Source organism: Zhengella sedimenti (assembly GCF_046506625.1).
In the GTDB taxonomy this organism is placed as follows: Bacteria; Pseudomonadota; Alphaproteobacteria; order Rhizobiales; family Rhizobiaceae; genus Zhengella; species Zhengella sedimenti.
In genome coordinates, this window is record NZ_JBKFFP010000002.1 from 681,015 (window position 1) to 700,917 (window position 19,903).

Genomic DNA, 19,903 nt, shown 5'->3' on the forward strand with positions numbered 1-19,903 from the left:
CCGCAGGCCCGGGCATCGACCCGGCAGAAACCAGCCTCCCGGTCCCGGCACAGCAACGGGCCGAGGCAAAGCATCCGGAAGGAACCATGTGGAACTGGCTGCAGGATAACCACGGGGCCGTCAGCGCGATTGCAAGCATCGCGACCCTGGTGGTCTGGACGCTCTATTTCCAGCTTCTGCTCAGCAATTTTCGCCACAGGATCAGGCCCAAGATCCTGATCAACCAAGGTGCCGGGGACAGTCTTCAGGCCCATTGCCTGATCGCCAACATGAGCGCCGAACCCATCTATATCGAAGCGGTCATTACCGATATCGGCTACCGATCCGGCGATGAAACCACGTATCGGCGGTCGCGCTGCTCGCTGAGCGATCTGGATGTCGAGGTCAGCGATCAGGTTGACCGCCGCCCGCAATGGATGCAGGGACCGCTCGGCAGCAGCGAGTTCATCGATATCGGCTCCTATGGGCAATTGATCGACCGGACAACCGACAAGGGTCACATCGTGAAGACCGTCGATGAACTGACCGTGACGATCGTCGCGACCTATACCGCACGCGATACGCCTGTTGCCGCGCGGCGTTCGTTCGACTTGCGACATACGCAGCGGGGTGTGCACCTGGAGCCACGAACCTATACGGCCGAACAGATACGTTCGCGCGCCGCGCTGCGGTCCATCGGCGCGTACATGCAGCGTAAGCCGCAAGGCCGCCAGGAACCTTGCGCCGGTAAACGCCGTTGACCCGTCTCACCATCCGCGAAAAGCAAGGCAAGCAAACCGTGCGCGAAACCCGGCTTCCGGCACCTCCGGACGATATCGACGCGACCCGTGCCGCGTTCTTTCTCGACTTCGACGGAACGCTGGCGGAAATTGTCGACGATCCGGCCACCGCGCGCGTGGACGACGGCGTGCTTTCCGTCCTTGCCACTCTGCAGGACCTTTGCGGCGGCGCACTGGCCATCGTCTCGGGCCGGGAAATCGCCGACCTGGACCGCCGCCTTTCTCCGCTTCGCATGGCCGCCGCCGGGGTTCATGGTCTTGAATGGCGCATGCCGGACGGCTTGATCTCGCGGGCCAAAACAGATGATGGCGCTCTGGCGGACGTGCACGGCGAGGCAGGTCGCATCGCGTCACGGCACGCGGGCATGGTCCTGGAAGTCAAGAGCGGTTCGCTTTCCCTCCATTACCGCATGTGTCCGGACATGGCTCCCGTCAGCCTTGCCTTCGCCCATGACATCCGCCAGCGTTTCCCTTCCATCCATGTCGTCGAGGGAAAGATGGTGGTGGAATTCAAGGCAAGCGCCCGGACGAAGGGCGATGCCCTGGCTTCCTTCATGGCGCGGCCTCCGTTCGCGGGGCGCCTGCCGGTCTTTGCCGGCGATGACACCACCGATGAGGCAGGGTTTTCGCAGATCGATGCCTGGAACGGCATCTCCATCAAGATCGGCAGCGGGGCGACCCGCGCCCGCTATCGGCTGATGCATCCCGCCGCTCTCCACGACTGGCTCGCCGGCCTTGCCAAGGGCGCGTGCGAGCCCTGCTGACAGGGGGGGGCAGTTCGCGATGCCAGGTTCATGAGAGCCGACACGCCGCCAGGGATTGGCCAGCGCGGGAACCTTTTTGCGCCCGCGCGGGTTTGTCTTCCATGAAAACCGCAATCTACAGACTGCGCCCCGCGGCAGCGAACTATGACCCGAACTGGGACCGCGCGCCGAACCAGGGCGAGGTCCTGGTCCGGGCGCTTTCCCCCGCCGATGCGCGCATCGTGGCCAGCGAGGCCGAGAACGATTTCCTCGAAAGCGATGCCAAGCCCGGAGACGGCGTCTCGACCCGCTTTGCCAGCGCGTTTCGCGACGAAAAGCTCTACGAGGTGCTTGAAATGGCAGATGCCGCTCATGCCGCCGAAGGGCCGCGCGCGGTGCTGGAGGGCAGAATCGGCAATCCGCTCAAGACTGACCCGTCCGCGGGCGACCGGCCGGATGATGACTGACCAGCCTAGATGCGATCTTGCCGCGCCGCCCACAAGGCGCCACGGCGGATGATCTCGGTGACCTGCGGCACCTTCAGGTCGTCCAGTTCATGGCCGATGGAGCAGTAAAAGACGCGGCCCTTGTCCCAGCGGCGTTTCCAGACCACCGGAATGACGGTTCCCTCGATCCACCAGAGGTGATCGCCGGAGAAGGTGGTCGTCGCAAGCACCTCGTTGGATGGATCAACGAGCATGTAATATTGTTCGGAGCGGATCCGGAAACTGCGGATGCCCTCGACGACAGGATCATCGGGCTTGCAGATGGTGACATCGTAATCGATGTAATCCTCCGCGGGCTGGAGATTGTCCGGCCAGCCGGGCGGATGGGCGACGAACTGCCCGCCGATCAGGAAATGATAGGTCGGACGGTCGCGAAAGGCGTCGCCCATGTGGCCATGCCAGCCGGCGATGCCGCACCCCTCGCCAATCAGCTTCAGCAGCCCGTCCTCCTGCGGCTTGGTCATGTTGCCGAATTCCTCGCGGTGGCCCGACCGCGCAGACGACCAGATGGGCGTTATGAGATCGACATCGGCAAGATCGCCTGGATGTTCCAGCGGTTCCAGCGTCTCGTGAACATCGACTGAAAAGCCGTTGGCCTTCAGCAAATCGGCGTACCAGTCACTGAATTGCGTCGGCGCATGGCCTTCCCAGCCACCGACGAAGAGTGCTGCCTTCATTGGTTTTCCTCACGCATGAATTGTAGGATCGACGCCATGTCCCGCGCGGCGTATCCGCGCGCTTCGGCCTCGCGCAGCCTGGCCAGCGTCACCGCGCCTTGCGGCATGGCCACGCCGAGCGTGCCGGCCAGCGCCGCCATGGCCGCCATGTCCTTTCGCGCCAATGCGACCGTGAAGGTGACCTCGTGGGCAGCCTCTTCCAGATAAAGCGGACGGCGGTATTTCAGCATGGGCGCGCAGGCCGCGCTCGCCTCGATGACGTCGAAGGCCGTCTTGGTCCCGATGCCGGCGGCCTCGGCCAGCGTCATGGCTTCGGCAAAGGTCTGGTTGATGCCGTGGATCATGGCATTGACCGCCAGTTTCATCACCGCGCCCGCTCCGGGCCTGCCGAGGCAGATCGTCTGGCGGCCCATCGCGTCGAAGAGCGGCATGAGCGGCGCGGAATCCGCCGGGCCGCAACCGGCCATGATCATCAGCGATGCGTCGCGGGCGGCCTGCGTGGAGCCGGAGACCGGCGCGTCGATGACCTGCACGCCCTGCGGCGCTTTCCTGGCGAGCGCGGCGACATGGTCCGGGCTCATCGTGCCCATTTCCACGAGGGTCAGCGTTCCCGCCCCGGCGAAAAGCCCGTCGTCGCCCCAATGGACCCGCGCAGAGGCTTCGTCATCGGCCAGCATGGTGATGACCACATCGCAGGCCGTGGCCAGTTCGCGCGGGGTTGCGGCGGTCCCGCAGTCCAGTTCGGCGGCCAGTTCCAATGCCTTTGCCGCAGACCGGTTCCACAGGAGCAGATCGTGGCCGGCGCGGGCGAGATTGCGTGCCATCTCCGTGCCCATCCGCCCCAGGCCGGCGAAGCCGACGCGCATGTCAGGCGACATCCCGGTCCCCGTTGCCAATCCCGGAAATCGCCTGGATCAGGTTGTCCTCCGTCACTTCCTCCGATGTGAAGGTGCGAATGATGCGCCCGCCGAACATGGCGACGATTCGGTCGGACACGTGCAGCACTTCCGGCATTTCGGAACTTATGACGATCACCGCATAGCCTTGGGCAGCGAGTTCGCGGATCAGGTTGTGGATCTCCGACTTGGAGCCGACGTCGATGCCGCGCGTGGGTTCGTCCACGATCAGGACGTTTGGATGCATGGACAGCCACTTGCCGATGACGATCTTCTGCTGATTGCCGCCAGACAGGTTGCCCACCGTCTGCTTCCAGCCCGGCGTCCGGATATCCAGCCTGTCGCGATACTGGTCGAAGATGGCGATCTCGGAGCCTTCCGCAACGAAGGGACCGGCTTTCAGGTCGTCCACCTGCGGAAGGGTCATGTTGTCGCGGCAATTCATGCCGAGGACCAGGCCCTGTCCCTTGCGATCCTCCGGCACCAGCGAAATGCCCCTGGCAATGGCATCGGCGGGGGAATGGATCGCGACCTCCTGGCCGTCGAGCAGGATGGTGCCGGCGGAAGGCGTGCGCAGGCCGAACAGGGTTTCGGCGATCTCGGTCCGGCCGGCGCCGACAAGGCCGTAGAAACCGACGACCTCGCCCCGGCGCACATGGAAGCTGATGTCCTGGAAGAGATGCCCGCAGGACAGGTTGCGCACCTCGATGGCGATGTCGCCGAGTTCGTGGTGGCTGGCATTGCGCGACAGGTCGAGCTTGCGGCCGATCATCAGTTGCGTGATGTCGTCCTCGTTCGTCTCGGCCGTGTTCAGCGTACCGCGGTATTGCCCGTCGCGCAGCACGGAGATTCGGTCGGTGATCCGGAAGATCTCCTCCATGCGATGCGAGATATAGATGATGCCGACGCCCTGTGCCTTCAGGTCGGCGATCACATCGAAGAGCACGACCTTTTCGGCGTCGGTCAGCGATGCCGTCGGCTCGTCGAAGATGACCGCCTTGGCATCCACCGTCAGCGCGCGGGCGATTTCCACCATCTGCTGGTTGGCGATCGACAGCGTGCCCACGATGGTCCTGGCATCGAAGCCGACCTTCAGCTTCTCAAGGATCGCGTCGGTCTTCTCGAACAGCCTTTTCCAGTCCACCAGCCCGAAGCGCTTTCTCGGCAGTTCGCCCAGATAGATGTTCTCGGCAACGGTCAGTTCCTCGGCCAGGCTCAGTTCCTGGTGGATGAAGACGATGCCCTTTGCCTTGGCCTCCAGCGGGTTGCGCATGGTCACCGGCTTCTCGGCAACGATGATGCGCCCCTCGTCCGGCTGGTAGATACCGCCGAGCACCTTCATCAGGGTCGACTTGCCCGCCCCGTTCTCGCCCATCAGCGCATGGACCTCCCCGGGCAGGACGGAAAACGAGACGCCATCGAGGGCGCGGACACCGGGAAAGGTCTTGACGATCCCCTCAAGGCGCAGGGCAGGTACGGTCTCGCTCATATCTTCAACTCCTCCTTGCCCTTCCTGGTCAGTTGCCTGTCGAGAAACAGGACGGCGATGAGGATGAGGCCGATGACCAGATTGACCGTTTCGGTGTTGGCGCCGATATGGGCCAGGCCCTTCCGGAGCAACTGGATGGCCAGCACGCCGCCGAAGGTGGAAATGATTGACCCCGAACCGCCGGTCAGCTTGGTGCCGCCAAGCACAACGGCGGTGATGACCCATAGCTCGTAGAGTTCGCCGTCATTGGGGTTCACCGAACCGGATTCGGAGTAGAAGACGACAGCCGACAGCGAGGCAAGGAAACCGATGATCATGAAATTGATCATCATGTGCGGGCCGACCCGGATGCCTGCATTGACCGCGGCTTCCCGATTGTCGCCGATGGCATAGGCATTGCGCCCGTGCACCGTCCTGTTCATCACGAACCAGATGACCGCCGTGACGCCGAGCAGGAACCACGTCGCGGTGTGCAGGCCCAGGAAATGCGCCTCGGTGAAGTCGACCAGCGTCCAGTTCAGGTGCGATGTCGGCTGTTCGCCGTTGTACATGAAGACCAGGCCGCGATAGCCCAGCATGGAGCCGAGCGTGACGATGAAGGCGTCGACGCCGGTCTTCCAGACGATGAGCCCGTTGACCGCGCCGAGCAGGACACCCGTCGCCAGGGCGAGCACCCAGGCAACCGGGATGACCCAGTCGCCGAGACCTGCAAAGACCGGCCATGTCATGCTGTCGAGAAGCACGATGGCGCTGAGCGCGAAGGTGGCGCCGACCGACAGGTCGATATTGCCGTTGATCATGATGATCGTCATGCCCACGGCGATGATGCCGATCGGCGCGGACTGCTTGAACAGCAGCAGCATGTTGTCGACGTCCATGAAGGCCTTGTCCGAGAGGGACAGGTATTCGCCAGCGATGGAGAAGAAGATCAGCTCAAGGACGATGAAGCCCCAGATGGCGCCGCTCTTGAGAAATCTGCTCAGGGTACCAGCTTCCATGATCCGGGCCTCACGCGATGGATGACCAGAGCTTGCCGCGCTTGGCCGCGATATCGAGCCAGACCGCAAGGATGATGATGATCCAGGTAACGACGTACTGGACATAGAACTGCAGTCCGACGAGCAGCAGCCCGTTCTGGATGAAGCCGAGGATCAGCACGCCGATGACCGTCTTGAAGATCGTTCCCGATCCGCCGAGCAGCGACGCGCCGCCGAGGATGACGGCTGCCAGCACTTCCAGTTCCAGGCCCTGGCCGACCGTGTTCTGGCTGCCAAGGCTGCGGCTGGCCTGGATCAGCCCGGCCGTCGCCACACAGAAGGAGGACAGAAGGTAGCAGGTGAAGACCACCCGCGCGCGGCGGATGCCCGAAAAGGTCGCTGCCGTACCATTGCCGCCAACGGCATAGACCTTGCGCCCGAACGGCGTCTTGGCGAGCACGACGCCAAGGATTGCGGCGAGCAGGGCGAAAATGATGATGGGAACGGGTATGCCGACGATCTCGCCCTGCCCGAACACGGAGAACCAGGTGCCCTCCTTGTCGGCGATATCCATGTTCTTGCCGCCGGAATAGGTGAGCGTAAGCCCGTGGATGGCCGACAGCATGCCGAGCGTGACGATGAGCGAGTTGAGCTTGAGATAGCCGACGAGAAAGCCGATCAGGGCCCCGAGGCACAGCGTCATGGCGAACATGGCGGGGATGGCCAGTGTCGGCCCGATCTTGTCGTGCAGATCGAGGACGACAATCGTCGAAAACGACATCATGGAACCGACAGAGAGGTCGAGGTTGCCGCTGATCACCACGAAGGTGACGCCTAGCGCCATGACGCCCAGAATGGCCGACGAGCGGATCACGCCCATGATGTTGTCGGGATCGACAAAGCGGTCGTTCGCGATCGTGAAACCGACCATGAACAGCACAAAGGCCACCAGGATGCCCTGGCGGGCGAGAAAACCGCCCAGGCCGGATTTCGTCAGCTGCGCCATCATTCCTCCCATTGCCGGACGCCTCTCCCACCGGCCCTGACGGCCAGCGGCGCCGGCACCTTTCTCAGACGAGAACCATGCCCCCGTCGATCATGACGATCTGCCCCGTCATGTAATCGCTTTCCGCGGAAGCCAGGAACGTCGTCGTTCCGGTGACATCGGCGGGTTTGGCAACCCGGCCTTTCAGGATGCCGGAGGCGAACTCCTCCATTGCCTGGCCGGGCCGCTCGGCCGCGCCGATATTCATCAGGTCGCGGTCCACCTCTTCCCACATTTCGGTGGCCACCACGCCCGGCGCGAAACCGGTCACGGTAATGTTGTGGCGGGCCAGATCCCGCGCAGCCGACTGGGTCAGCGAGACCACAGCCCATTTGCTGGCACAATAGGGCGCGACATTGTCAAAGCCCTGCCTGCTGGCAATCGAAGCGGTGTTGATGATCTTTCCGCCGGTCCCCTGCGCAATCATCTGGCGTGCCGCCTCCTGGATGCCGATGAGGCATCCCAGCCCGTTGACATCCATGATGAAATGCCAGTTCTCCTCGGTCACGTCGAGAAAGTTCATCGGCTTGTTGACACCGGCATTGTTGAAGACGACGTCGATCTTGCCGAAGGCATCGACCGCATGGGCGACCATGGAGCGCACCTTGTCCCGCCGCGTCACGTCGACGGCACAGGCCGTCACCCTCGCGCCGGTCTCCTCCGCGCGTGCCTGGCAGGCGCTGGCCACAGCCTGCACGCTGTCGGCATCTAGGTCCGCGAAGCAGACGTCCGCACCTTCCGCGACAAGCGCCTCGCCGATGGCCCGTCCGATACCCCTGGCAGCGCCGGTCACAATGCATGACCGGCCGGTTACACGGCCCATTTTCGCCTCCCCAACCGCGTTTGCGATGCAAGCCCCGCCGGAGCGCATCGATGCGCTCCGGCGGGTGCGTTCTGCCGGACCGGTCAGAAAACCGGCTTTTCGAACTCGCTCATGTTGTCCTGGGTGATCTTCGGCGTATCGAAGTAGTTCAGGAAGGGAACGTCCTTGCCGTCGAGCACATCGATGGCGGTCTGCAGCGCGGCCTCGGCGTCGTCGACCGGCGACTGGTAGATCGAGCCCCAGTATTCGCCGCGCTCCATGGCTTCGTAGCCGACGGAGAAGTTGGTCGCGCCGACGAAGATGATGCCCTCGCGGCCGGCCGCCTTGGCCGCATTGAGCGCACCGACGCCCATGTTGTCATCGCCGGCGTAGACGCCGTCGATGTCGTCATACTTGACCAGGAAGGCCTCCATGACCTTCTGCGACTTCTCGCGGTTCCAGTCGCCGGGCTGCGTTTCCATCAGCGTGACGTCCGGGCAGACCTCGGGGAGGCGGTCCTCGAAGCCCTTGGCGCGCTCGATGGCGGTCGTGTAGCCGGGCTGGCCGGAGATCTGGACGATCTTCGCCTCTTTCTCGATGCCCATTTCCTTGAACTTGTCGCACATGATCTCGGCGGACCGGGACCCCTGGGTGATGTTGTCGGGACCGGAGAAGGACTTGACGAACTCGAAACCCTGCTCGGCGATGTTGGAATTGGTCACGATCACCGGAATGCCCGCCTTCTGCGCCTTGCGGACCGCGGGAATGACCGCTTCGCCATTCGTCGGCCAGATGATGATTGCATCGACTTCCTGCTGGATCAGGTCTTCCATCTGCGCGATCTGGCGGGCGACGTCACCGCCGGCGTCGAGGACGACGGCCTCGACCTTGTCATTGGCCTCGGCGGCCGCGATGAACGCCTTCTCGTAGGTCGTCTGGTAGCTGTCGACGCCGACATTGTTCTGCGTGATGCCGATCTTGTAGTCGGCGGCGCTGGCAGCGCCCGCTATGGCGACGAGCGCCGTGGTCGTTGTTGCCGCAAGCAGCGTACGTAGTTTCATCTGAATTCCTCCCAAAAACGAATTTCCTCATGGCAGCAAGCCAGGCTGTTCCCGAAAGAAGGCCACCGCGCTGCCCCACGGCCGTCCGGTTGCGTCCCGAACGTCCTACAACAAACTGACGCGTCCGGACCATCAATTGAGCCGAAATTATATCCAAATTGGATATTTAAATGTCCGATCCGGATTTATTGTCCGTATGCACTGATCGCCAATCTGAACATTTTAGGGATGTCGCGATGAAATCCGACGAGAAAGCTGATGATTTCCGAAACCTTGCAAGGCGCCAGACGGGCGCCGGACGCGAAGGGGGAGCATCATTCAACATGAACAAGGGAGGGGAAGGCGCGCAGGCGGCTCCGGTGCCGAGAGGCAACCAGCACGAGATGCTCAATGTGATCTCGTTTCTCGAAGCGTTCGGTGAGGAACTCGAGGATGCCATGGAGATGTTTGCGCCCAATCCGAATTTCCGCATGACGCTGCACCTGGTCAAGAGCCATCTGGAAGCAAAGCCCGTCACGCCGACCTCCCTGATCGGCGCATCCGGCGCGCCCTATGCGACGGCCAACCGCCGCATGAAGGAAATGGTCGAGAAGGGACTGATCGACCAGCGCCCGCGCACCCGCAGCGGCAAGACCTTCACGCTGCATCCCAGCGACAAGCTGCTGGAAAGCTGGGTGCAGATGACCGGGCGACTGCAGCGCCTGGCTGCCTCCAGCTTCGCGCCCGGAAACGTGGAGGCGGACAAGGGCGACTACTTCTTTGGCGACTCCTACATGGCGGCCCGGGCGATTCCGCCGATCAAGGTGCTGCCCGAGCCGTTGCGCATACCGGGCGGCGTGCGGGTTCTCGTCCATGGCGATCCCACCTTCATGGTGATGGACAATCTCAAGCGGCAGTTCGAGCAGGTGGTGGGCACCGACATCCACCAGCGCGCCTTTTCGATCGACCGGCTGCACCAGGAAATCCTCAAGAATGCCGAACGGAAGGCCAGCCGATACGACATCATCGCCTTCGACCTGCCCTGGCTGGGCGAACTGGTTGAAGGCGGCGTCCTGATGCCGCTCGGCGAGGCGCTCGACCTGGCGGTTCTCGATCCGGCCGACTTCCACACGGCCGGCTGGAAGGCGACCCACTGGAACGGAGCGTCCTACGGCGTGCCCGCACAGACGACGCCGGAACTCTTCTTCTACCGCAAGGACCTGTTCGCGGAAGCCGGCATCGAGCCGCCCCGGACAACCACCGCCGTGATCCGCGCCGCGCGCGAGTTCCATGACCCGCTGCACGGCAAATACGGGATCGCATGGAACGCAGCGCGCGGGACCGCGCTCGGCCACACCTTCCTGATGACCATGGCGGATTTCGGCCAGCCGGTCATCGACCTGCCGCCCAATGCCGGCGGCCATGACACGGACACGCTCCATCGCGGCGGCTTCCGGCCGATGATCGACAGCGAAGCCGCGCTGAACGCCGCCGAATACCTGATGGACATGCTGAAATACTCGCCGCCCTACATCCTGTCGATGTCGTGGTACGAGCGCGTGCGTCCCTATGCGGCGGGCGACGTGGCCATGGCCTATGGCTACACGCTGCTGGCGCCGTATTTCGAGCTGGATCCCTCCTCTCCGGCCCATGGCCAGACCGGCTATCTGCCGCACCCGGCGGGGCCGGATGCACGGCCGGTCGCGCCGGTGGGCGGATATGCGCTGGGCATCCCGCGCAACATCCAGCCGGAGCGGCTGGAGGCGGCGGCCAAGGCGTTGACGGTTTTCACGTCGCCAGAGGCGCAAAAGCTCTACGTGCAGAACGGCAGCCGCACCAATCCGCGCTATTCCGTGGGTGCGGACCCCGACGTGCGCCGCTCATCGACGATCTTCGAGGCGGTGGACCAGATGTCGTGGCGCGACGAACTGCAGTTCTGGCCGCGCCCGCCGATCCCGCAGATTTCCGATCTCATCCGCATCTGCGGCGAGGAATTCCACGACATGCTGAGAGGCGTCGTGACACCGAAGAACGCTTTGCGCCGGGCCCAGGAGAGGGCCGAACGCGCCTTGCGGGACTAGAGCAACTCCAGGGAGGAAGACATGGATCCCAATCGCCTCAAGGGCAAGAACATCCTCATCACCGGCGCTGCGCGCGGCATGGGCGCGGCCAATGCCGAGGCGTTTGCGCAGCAGGGCGCCAACGTGTGCCTGGGCGACCTCGATCCTAACGAGGCGCAGAAGGTTGCCGATCGCATCAATGCGGCCGGCAACGGCAAGGCCATCGCGGTGAAGATGGACGTGACCAAACGCGAGGACAATGCCCAGGCGGTTGCCGCGACGGTGGACGCCTTCGGTTCGATCAATGTCGGCCTGTTCAATGCCGGTCTCAACAAGCCGCGTTTCTTCATGGATATCGATGAAGACAACTGGGACATGATCATGACCGTCAACACCAAGGCCATGTGGCTCGGCATGCAGGAGACGGCGCGCCAGATGATCGCCCAGGGGCCGATGGACGACCATCCCTACAAGCTCATCAATGTCGGCTCCATCGCCTCGCGCAAGCCGCTGGTCGACGTGACGGTCTATTGCACCTCGAAATACGGCTGCCTGGCGCTCACCCATTGCGGCGCAGTCGGCCTTGCGGAACACAAGATCACGGTCAACGGCTATGCGCCGGGCGTCGTGGTGACGCCGCTGTGGGAACAGCTCGACAAGGACCTCGTGGATATCGGCTTCAAGGATCGCGAAGGCCAGGCCTACGAGGACATCGTGCGCGATGCGCTGCAGATCAAGCGGGTGTCCTATCCCGACGACATCGTGGGTACGGCATCCTTCCTGGCCAGCGACGATTCCGACTACATGACCGGCCAGATGATCCATATCGACGGCGGCTGGTGCATCCAGTAGCGCCCGCAATTCCTTCACCCCCGATGTCCTGAAACGGGTGCGCATGGGCGCACCTCGAGGAGTTTGTCATGAACCGCGCACTGACACCCAACATCCTGACGCCAGCCGACCTGGAGCCGAACTGGCGATGGGAGGGCCGCCTCCCCGCCTGGGGTCACACCTCCGTCGATTTCGAGCGCCGCATCGACCACGACCGGCTGCGCCGCTATCGGCTGAGCCGCACGCGGCAGGCCATGAAGAACTCGCCCGCCGGCACGCTGCTGCTCTTCGACGTCAACAATATCCGCTATGTCTCGGCGACCAAGATCGGCGAGTGGGAACGGGACAAGATGTGCCGCTTCTGCCTGCTGACCGGGGACGATTCCCCTTACGTCTGGGATTTCGGCTCCGCGGCCATGCATCACCGGAAATTCTCCGACTGGCTGGAGCCGGATCATTGCCGGGCCGGCGTGGTCGGCATGCGCGGCACCATTCCGCCGGAATTCGGCCTGATGCGGAAATATGCCCGCGAGATCGCCGGTCTCATCCGCGATGCCGGCATGGCGGACATGCCGGTCGGCGTCGACTATGCCGAGACGGCCATGTTCCACGCACTGCAGGAAGAGGGCCTGAACGTCATTGACGGGCAGCAGATCATGCTGGCGGCACGCGAGATCAAGAACTGGGACGAGATCCAGCTTCTCACGCAGGCCGCGTCCATGGTCGATGGCGTCTATCACATGATCTACGAGGAGCTGAAGCCGGGCGTGCGCGAGAACGACATCGTCGCGCTGTCCAACAAGATGCTCTACGAGATGGGCTCGGACGACGTGGAGGCGATCAACGCGATCTCCGGCGAGCGCTGCAATCCGCATCCGCACAATTTCACCGACCGGTATTTCCGGCCCGGCGACCAGGCCTTCTTCGACATCCTGCAGTCCTACCAGGGCTATCGCACCTGCTATTACCGCACCTTCAACATCGGACGGGCGACGCCGGCCCAGCGCGACGCCTATGTGAAGGCGCGCGAATGGATCGACGCCTCCATTTCCATGATCAAGCCGGGCGTGACGACCGACAAGGTGGCCGCCGTCTGGCCGAAGGCCGAGGAATTCGGCTTCCCGAACGAGGACGCCGCCTTCGGCCTGCAATTCGGCCACGGGCTCGGCCTTGCCCTGCACGAGCGGCCGATCATCAGCCGCGCCGTTTCGCTCGATCATCCCATGGAAATCCAGACCGGCATGGTCTTCGCGCTGGAGACCTATTGCCCGGCCGCAGACGGCTTCTCGGCCGCACGCATCGAGGAAGAGGTCGTGGTGACCGATACGGGCGTCGAGGTCATCTCGCTGTTCCCGGCCGAGGAACTGCCCATCGCCAACCGTTACTGATCCTCCCGGGCCGGTCCGGACAGCCCGCACAAGGGCGCCGGACCGGCCCAAACCATTCTGGAGCCCAGCCATGAACGCTGCAAAAGCGTCATCGAAACCGAAGCGGAACACGGAGGACTATCTGCGCATGTATCGCCAGATGGTGCGCATCCGGGCCTTCGAGGACAATGCCAACCAGCTTTACCTGTCGGCCAAGATGCCGGGGCTGACGCATATGTATTCCGGCCAGGAAGCGGTCGCGGTCGGCATATGCGAGGCCCTGCGCGTCACCGACAAGATCACCTCGACCCATCGCGGTCATGGCCATTGCGTGGCCAAGGGCGCGGAATTCAGGGAGATGTTCTGCGAGCTTCTCGGCAAGGCGGAAGGCTATTGCCGCGGCAAGGGCGGCTCCATGCACATCGCCGACCAGGGCAATGGAAATCTCGGCGCCAACGCCATTGTCGGCGGCTCCATGGGTATCGCGACGGGCGCGGCGCTTTCGGCCAGGCGGCTCGGCCGCGACGATGTCGCCGTATGCTTCTTCGGCGATGGCGCCACCGCACAGGGCCTGTGGTACGAGGTGATGAACATGGCCGCGCTGTGGAAACTGCCGGTCATCTATGCCTGCGAGAACAACGGCTATTCGGAATATACGAAGACCGACGAGATCGCCGCCGGGTCCATCCTGGCGCGCGCGCAGGCCTTCGGCATCGAGAGCCACCAGGTGGACGGTCAGGACGTGCTCGCCGTCAACAAGCTGGCGGATGAACTGGTCAACAGGGCGCGCAAGGGCGAAGGCCCGTTCTTCATCGAACTGATGACCTACCGCTATCACGGCCATCACGTGGGCGACATCAACCGCGACTATTACCGCTCGAAGGACGAGGAAGCGGACTGGAAGACCCGGCGCGACCCGATCACCAATTTCGGCAAGTGGCTGGAAGAACAGAAGATCGTCACCGCGGACGAACTTGTCGCAATCAACAACGAGATCAGGGACGAGGCCAAGGCGGCCGTCGCCTATGCCGAGAAGGCGCCCTACCCGGACGCGTCCGAGGTCGACATGCATGTCTTTGCCGGCGTGCCGCACGCACTCGGCTATATTCGAGGAGCCCGGACATGACCCGCGAGATCACGCTTTCCAAGGCGGTCAACGAGGCGATTGCCGAGGAGATGCGCCGCGACGAAACGATCTTCCTGATCGGCGAGGACGTGGCGGAGGCCGGCACGCCGTTCAAGGTGCTGTCGGGACTGGTGGAGGAATTCGGTACGGACCGGGTGATCGACACGCCGATCGCGGAGCCGGGCTTCATGGGGCTGGCGGTCGGCGCGGCCATGACCGGATCACGGCCGATCGTCGACCTGATGTTCGGCGATTTCCTCTTCCTCGTCATGGACCAGTTGTGCAACCAGGCGGCCAAGACGCATTACATGTCGGGCGGCAAGCTGAAGGTGCCGCTGGTGCTGCGCACCAATCTCGGCGCCACGCGGCGCTCGGCGGCCCAGCATTCGCAATCGCTGCACGCGCTCGTGGCGCATATTCCCGGACTGAAGGTCGCCCTGCCCTCCTCCGCCTACGAGGCCAAGGGGCTGATGAAGACGGCCATCCGCGACGACAACCCGGTCGTCATCTTCGAAGACAAGCTGATGTACAACGACAAGGCGCCGGTGCCGGAGGAGGAATACCTGATCCCCTTCGGCGAGGCGGCCGTGCTGCGCGAGGGCTCGGACATCACCTTCATTGCGACGTCCTCCATGGTTCAGGTTGCATTGAAGGCCGCCGAGACGCTCGCCGCGGAAGGCATTTCCGCCGAGGTGATCGATCCGCGAACCATCGTGCCGCTAGACGAGGAGACGATCCTTGCCTCGGTGCGCAAGACGTCGCGCGCCATCGTCATCGACGAGGGCCACCTGAATTACGGCGTGACCGGCGAAATCGCCTCGCGCATCACCGAGAAGGCCTTCTACCATCTCGATGCGCCGGTGCAGCGCATGGGCGCCATGGATGTGCCGGTGCCGTTCTCGCCAGCGCTGGAAGACATGACCGTGCCGACGCCGGACAGGCTTGCCGAGCAGGCACGCAAGGCGGTGCGCGGGGAGCTGTTCCATGCCGCATGATGTCATCATGCCGGCGCTGGGCATGGCCCAGGAGACCGGCAAGATCATCGCATGGCTGAAACAGCCGGGCGACGCCGTGGCCGAGGGCGATCCGCTGTTCGAGGTGGAGACGGACAAGGCCGCGATGGAGGTCGAGGCGCAGGCGGACGGCTTCCTGGGGCAGGTCAGCGCGTCGGCGGGCGAGGATGTGCCGGTCGGCCAGGTCGTGGCGATCATCGCCGACAGTGCCGAGGAAGCGGCCGCCGCCGGGTCAGCGGCGGCGCCGGCTTCCGCACAAGCCGAACCGGAAGGGGCGGACGGTGACAGTCTGCCGGAGGGAGAAAACGTCATCATGCCGGCGCTCGGCATGGCGCAGGATACGGGACTGATCGTCTCCTGGGCGAAACAGCCGGGCGATCCGGTCGCCGCCGACGACATCCTGCTGGAAGTGGAGACCGACAAGTCGGTCATGGAGGTGACAGCCGGACACGACGGCTTCGTCGCCGCGATCCTGGCGGAAGCGCAACAGGCCGTCCCGGTCGGCTCGGTCATCGCGGTCATCTCGCAAGCCAGGCCTTCGGCTCCCTTGCAGCGCCGCCTTTCGGAGAAACCCGCGGCAGCGCCGGAACAGGATGCTGCGCCGGTGCCGCCCCCCCAGCCAGTTCCGGCAGCCCCGTCTCCGAGAGCGCCGGCAGCCGCCGCACCACAGGCTGGCGGGCGTATCCTCGCCTCGCCCAAGGCGCGGCGGATCGCGGTGGAAGAAGGGCTGGACCTGGCATTGCTTGCCGCCCACGGCGTGCCGCAACCGTTTCATGTCGCGGATCTGGAAAAGCTGCGCGCGCTTGCCACAAGCCAGCTCGCGGCCACCGGCCCCGGTGTTTCCGGCGCCATCCTGAACGTCAGTGCGCGCGTATCCGCCGAAGGCTTCGACGATTTCATCGCCTGGCTGGATCATGATGGTGGAACGAAGATCGCGCCGCGGCTTGCCTGGCTCAGATTCGCCGGCGCGGCGCTGCGCGATGCGACCGGGATGGAAGATGACACGATCGTCGTCGAGTTGCGGAACGGGCAGGCGCCGGAAGGGCGATTTGCCGATCCTGACCATGTGCGTATTGCGAGCCGACCGGCAGAGGCAGACGGTAGCGCTCCGGACCTCGTGATGCGCGATTTCACCGGCACAGCGGTGCTTGCCACCAGTGCCCGCGCCGGCGCCGCGCCTGTGCTGACGGTCAGCAGGGACGGCGGCAGCCACACCATCACCCTCGATTATCGCGAAGACCGGCTGTCCGAGGCGCAAGCCTTCAGCCTTGTCGATACATTCGCAGGCCGGCTTGCCGATCCGCTGCGCCACCTCCTGTGACCCGGAGAAAGACCCATGGACCACACCGATCTCTACATTGACGGCGAATGGCGCGCTGGTGCCAGGGGGGAACGTTTCGATGTCGTCAACCCCGCCACCGAAGAGGTGATCGCTTCCGTTGCCTCTGCGGAAACCGCGGATGCCGATGCCGCGCTGGACGCGGCCGAGGGCGCATTCGCCGACTGGGCCGCCCGCAAGCCGCGCGAACGCTCGGAAATCCTGCGCCGCTGCTGGGAACTGATGACCGCGCGTCTCGACCATTTCGCCCGGCTTATCACGCTGGAGAACGGCAAGGCACGGGCCGATGCCATCGGTGAAGCGACCTATGCGGCGGAATTCTTCCGCTGGTTCGCCGAGGAAGCGGTTCGCGCCGACGGGATGGTCACCCATGCGCCCTCCTCCGGCGCGCGCATCGTGGTTCAGCACAAGCCGGCGGGTATCGCGGTTCTGGTCACGCCGTGGAACTATCCGGCGGCGATGGGGACGCGCAAGATCGCCCCGGCGCTGGCGGCCGGTTGCCCGGTCATCATCAAGCCGGCCTCGGAAACGCCGCTGACCATGCTGGCGCTGATGCCGCTGCTGGAAGAGGCCGGCGTGCCGAAAGGCCTCGTCAACGTGCTGCCCTCGAAAAGCGCGGGCCGGCTGGTCGACCACATGCTGCACGATCCGCGCGTGCGCGTCGTCTCCTTCACCGGCTCGACGGATGTGGGCCGCAAGCTGTTGCGCTCGGCCGCAGACCAGATCGTCAAGCCGGCCATGGAACTGGGCGGCAATGCGCCGCTGATCGTCTTCGAGGATGCCGACATCGACACGGCGGTCGCCGGGGCCATGCTGGCCAAGATGCGCAATCTTGGCGAGGCGTGTACCGCTGCAAACCGCTTCTACATTCACGAACGCGTTGCCGATGAATTCACCGCGAAATTCACCGGCGCCATGGCGAAGCTGAAAATGGGCAATGGCCTCGATGAGGGCGTTGACGTCGGCCCGCTGGTCAATGCCGATACGCGCGACAAGGTGGCGGCCTTCGTGGACGACGCGGTTGCGAAGGGCGCCCGCATCACGCTGGGCGGAACGCGGCCCAATGGCAAGGGGTTCTTCTATCCGCCAACAGTGCTGACCGATGTCCAGGAAACAGCCGATTGCGTGCATGACGAGATCTTCGGCCCGGTTGCCGCGCTGCAGACCTTCACGGACGAGGCCGACGTCATCCGGCGCGCCAACGACACCGAATACGGGCTTGTCGCCTATGTGTTCTCGCAGGACATGAAGCGGGCGATGCGCGTCTGCGAGCGGCTCGAATACGGCATGGTCGGCCTCAATCGCGGGCTCGTCTCGGACCCGGCCGCCCCCTTCGGCGGGGTCAAGCAATCGGGTCTCGGCCGCGAGGGCGGGCATGAGGGCATGCTCGAATTCATGGAAACCCAGTATATCTCGGCGGAGTGGTGACATGGGCGCGAGCGACTTCATCGCCAGTCCTTCCGTGATCTCCTATGCCGGGCGCAAGGGCGTCGACCTGGCGGACATCGCCAAGCAGACAGGCCGGACCACCCTGGCGCGCGAGGATGTGGACTACTTTCTCGATGGCGCGGCAAGCCCTGCCAGACAGGATGACAGCCGGTACTGGGCTGTGGACCATGCCGCGTCCGGACCCGTGAGCGAGGAAGCATTGCCGCGGATCGCGCGCGTTGCCGCCGACAACCTTTCGGCGGCCAACCGGATGATCCCGCAGGTGACCCATCACGACCGCGCCGACATGCGCGCGGTCGAGGCCTTGCGCAAGCGGCTTCGCCCCGAGGCGGACGCACGCGGCCTGCGGCTGACGGCACTGGCCTTCCATGTGAAGGCGCTGGCTCTCTGTCTCGAGGACTTTCCGCGCTTCAACACGTCGCTGAGCGCGGACGGCGAACGGCTGGTGCGCAAGCACTATGTTCATGTCGGCATCGCGGTCGATACGCCGCATGGCCTCATGGTTCCGGTCATCCGTCACGCCCGGCGAAAGGGCCTGTGGGCCATAGCAGCCGACATCGCCGACCTGGCCGGCAAGGCGCAGGCGCGCAAGCTGCGCCCGGAGGAAATGGGCGGGGCGTCCATGTCGATCTCCAATCTCGGCGGTATTGGCGGAACGGCGTTCACACCCATCGTCAACCCGCCGGAAGTCGCGATCCTCGGCATCACCCGCACCGAAACCGTGCCGGTATGGGAAGACGAGGCCTGGCAGCCGGTGCCCATGGCGCCGCTCGACCTTTCCTATGACCACCGCGTGATCAATGGCGCGGATGCGGCGCGCTTCCTGGCCCGCTACACGCATCTGCTCGCCGATCCGCGCCGGATGCTGTGAGGATGCCATGAGCCTCGCCATCGATCTTTCGGGCCGGACCGCCGTCGTCACCGGCGCTTCGCGCGGCATCGGCCAGGCGATCTGCCGCACACTGGCCGAGGCCGGCGCCGACATTGTCGGCGTCAGTTCAGCCGGCCTTCCGCCGGAAAGCGAAACCGCGCGCCAGGTGACCAAAACCGGCCGCTCGTTTACAAGCGAGGCCTGCGACTTTGCCAGCCGGGACGCCGTGACTGCGCTCGCAGAACAGTTGGCCGCACGTCAGGACATTTCCATCCTCGTCAACAATGCCGGCACGATCCGGCGTGCGCCGGCGGCCGAGCATCCGCTTGCCGACTGGGACGCGGTGATGGCGGTGAATTGCGACGCGCCCTTCATCCTCACCCAGGCCCTTGGCCGGTCCATGCTGGCGCGCGGGAATGGCCATATCGTCTTCGTGGCATCCGTGCTCAGCTTCCAGGGCGGCATCCTGGTGCCGGGCTACGCGGCCAGCAAGGGTGCCGTGGCGCAGCTTGTGCGCGCCTTTGCCAACGAATGGGCCGCGCACGGCGTCAACGTGAACGGCGTCGCACCGGGTTACATCGCCACCGACAACACCGAGGCCCTGCAGAAGGATGCCGCGCGCGAGGCGGCGCTGATGGCGCGCGTTCCTGCCGGCCGCTGGGGCAAGCCGGAGGAAATCGCCCGGCCGGTCGCCTTCCTGTGCAGCGACATGGCCCGGTTCATCCACGGTGCCATCCTTCCCGCGGACGGGGGATGGCTGGCGCGTTAGGGCTGCCGGCGCTCATGTGCCGACCGGGGTTCCTGCGCTGCGCTTGGGCGTCCCGCGCGTTCGTCGCTTAAATCGTGAAATCGTTCACGATTGATCGCCGCTTCGCGTCGACCGCTTTTCTGCG

General features: G+C 64.5%; 19 protein-coding genes. 12 read left to right on the top strand and 7 right to left on the bottom strand.

The annotated features are described in order from the left end of the window. Nucleotides 1-86: 86 nt before the first annotated feature. The 3 genes from ACLB6G_RS08885 (at nt 87) to ACLB6G_RS08895 (ending at nt 1,989) form a co-directional block, all read left to right on the top strand. Nucleotides 87-740, top strand: a complete 654-nt coding sequence (locus ACLB6G_RS08885; RefSeq protein WP_410355784.1) for a hypothetical protein — start codon at nt 87-89, stop codon at nt 738-740. Beyond that, the gene (gene otsB, locus ACLB6G_RS08890; RefSeq protein WP_410355785.1) at nt 737-1,543 is read left to right on the top strand and encodes a trehalose-phosphatase; all 807 of its coding nucleotides are present in this window, start codon (nt 737-739) and stop codon (nt 1,541-1,543) included. The genes ACLB6G_RS08885 and otsB overlap by 4 nt, the downstream gene beginning before the upstream one ends. A gap of 101 nt (nt 1,544-1,644) precedes the next feature. After that, entirely contained in the window at nt 1,645-1,989 is a 345-nt protein-coding gene (locus ACLB6G_RS08895) for a hypothetical protein (RefSeq protein WP_410355786.1), read from the top strand. Between the two features lie 5 nt (nt 1,990-1,994). On the opposite strand, the gene ACLB6G_RS08900 is transcribed toward ACLB6G_RS08895, so the two are convergent. The 7 genes from ACLB6G_RS08900 to ACLB6G_RS08930 form a co-directional block, all read right to left on the bottom strand. Continuing rightward, entirely contained in the window at nt 1,995-2,705 is a 711-nt protein-coding gene (locus tag ACLB6G_RS08900; protein WP_410355787.1) for a ThuA domain-containing protein, read from the bottom strand. Continuing rightward, nucleotides 2,702-3,571 (bottom strand): NAD(P)-dependent oxidoreductase, encoded by an 870-nt coding sequence (locus ACLB6G_RS08905; RefSeq protein ID WP_410355788.1) that lies wholly within the window; start codon nt 3,569-3,571, stop codon nt 2,702-2,704. Before ACLB6G_RS08905 ends, ACLB6G_RS08900 begins: the two co-directional genes overlap by 4 nt. Nucleotide 3,572: 1 nt before the next feature. Continuing rightward, a complete protein-coding gene (locus ACLB6G_RS08910) occupies nt 3,573-5,090 on the bottom strand; it encodes a sugar ABC transporter ATP-binding protein (protein ID WP_410355789.1) in 1,518 nt (505 codons plus the stop codon). Next, nucleotides 5,087-6,088, bottom strand: a complete 1,002-nt coding sequence (locus tag ACLB6G_RS08915; RefSeq protein ID WP_410355790.1) for an ABC transporter permease — start codon at nt 6,086-6,088, stop codon at nt 5,087-5,089. The genes ACLB6G_RS08910 and ACLB6G_RS08915 overlap by 4 nt, the downstream gene beginning before the upstream one ends. Before the next feature lie 10 nt (nt 6,089-6,098). Continuing rightward, nucleotides 6,099-7,073 carry an ABC transporter permease gene (locus tag ACLB6G_RS08920; RefSeq protein ID WP_410355791.1) on the bottom strand — a complete coding sequence of 325 codons (975 nt, stop codon included), beginning with the start codon at nt 7,071-7,073 and terminating at the stop codon, nt 6,099-6,101. Between the two features lie 64 nt (nt 7,074-7,137). Then, nucleotides 7,138-7,935 (bottom strand): SDR family NAD(P)-dependent oxidoreductase, encoded by a 798-nt coding sequence (locus ACLB6G_RS08925; protein ID WP_410355792.1) that lies wholly within the window; start codon nt 7,933-7,935, stop codon nt 7,138-7,140. An 83-nt stretch (nt 7,936-8,018) separates the two neighbouring features. After that, the gene (locus tag ACLB6G_RS08930) at nt 8,019-8,975 is read right to left on the bottom strand and encodes a sugar ABC transporter substrate-binding protein (protein WP_410355793.1); all 957 of its coding nucleotides are present in this window, start codon (nt 8,973-8,975) and stop codon (nt 8,019-8,021) included. A 323-nt stretch (nt 8,976-9,298) separates the two neighbouring features. On the opposite strand from ACLB6G_RS08930, the gene ACLB6G_RS08935 reads away from it, so the two are divergent. The 9 genes from ACLB6G_RS08935 (at nt 9,299) to ACLB6G_RS08975 (ending at nt 19,779) form a co-directional block, all read left to right on the top strand. Beyond that, nucleotides 9,299-11,035, top strand: a complete 1,737-nt coding sequence (locus ACLB6G_RS08935; protein WP_410355794.1) for an ABC transporter substrate-binding protein — start codon at nt 9,299-9,301, stop codon at nt 11,033-11,035. A gap of 21 nt (nt 11,036-11,056) precedes the next feature. After that, the gene (locus tag ACLB6G_RS08940) at nt 11,057-11,866 is read left to right on the top strand and encodes an SDR family NAD(P)-dependent oxidoreductase (RefSeq protein WP_410355795.1); all 810 of its coding nucleotides are present in this window, start codon (nt 11,057-11,059) and stop codon (nt 11,864-11,866) included. Between the two features lie 68 nt (nt 11,867-11,934). Then, nucleotides 11,935-13,233, top strand: coding sequence for a M24 family metallopeptidase (locus ACLB6G_RS08945; RefSeq protein ID WP_410355796.1), 1,299 nt, complete (start codon nt 11,935-11,937; stop codon nt 13,231-13,233). Between the two features lie 70 nt (nt 13,234-13,303). Next, nucleotides 13,304-14,338 carry a thiamine pyrophosphate-dependent dehydrogenase E1 component subunit alpha gene (locus tag ACLB6G_RS08950; RefSeq protein ID WP_410355797.1) on the top strand — a complete coding sequence of 345 codons (1,035 nt, stop codon included), beginning with the start codon at nt 13,304-13,306 and terminating at the stop codon, nt 14,336-14,338. Beyond that, complete coding sequence (locus ACLB6G_RS08955; RefSeq protein ID WP_410355798.1) at nt 14,335-15,333, top strand: alpha-ketoacid dehydrogenase subunit beta; 999 nt, start codon at nt 14,335-14,337, stop codon at nt 15,331-15,333. The genes ACLB6G_RS08950 and ACLB6G_RS08955 overlap by 4 nt, the downstream gene beginning before the upstream one ends. Next, nucleotides 15,323-16,672: a biotin/lipoyl-containing protein gene (locus ACLB6G_RS08960; protein WP_410355799.1), complete on the top strand. Its 1,350-nt coding sequence runs from the start codon at nt 15,323-15,325 to the stop codon at nt 16,670-16,672. The genes ACLB6G_RS08955 and ACLB6G_RS08960 overlap by 11 nt, the downstream gene beginning before the upstream one ends. 15 nt (nt 16,673-16,687) lie before the next feature. Further along, the gene (locus ACLB6G_RS08965; protein WP_410355800.1) at nt 16,688-18,118 is read left to right on the top strand and encodes an NAD-dependent succinate-semialdehyde dehydrogenase; all 1,431 of its coding nucleotides are present in this window, start codon (nt 16,688-16,690) and stop codon (nt 18,116-18,118) included. A gap of 1 nt (nt 18,119) precedes the next feature. Then, entirely contained in the window at nt 18,120-19,010 is an 891-nt protein-coding gene (locus tag ACLB6G_RS08970) for a 2-oxo acid dehydrogenase subunit E2 (RefSeq protein ID WP_410355801.1), read from the top strand. A gap of 7 nt (nt 19,011-19,017) precedes the next feature. Beyond that, the gene (locus ACLB6G_RS08975) at nt 19,018-19,779 is read left to right on the top strand and encodes an SDR family oxidoreductase (RefSeq protein WP_410355802.1); all 762 of its coding nucleotides are present in this window, start codon (nt 19,018-19,020) and stop codon (nt 19,777-19,779) included. Nucleotides 19,780-19,903 lie beyond the last annotated feature (124 nt).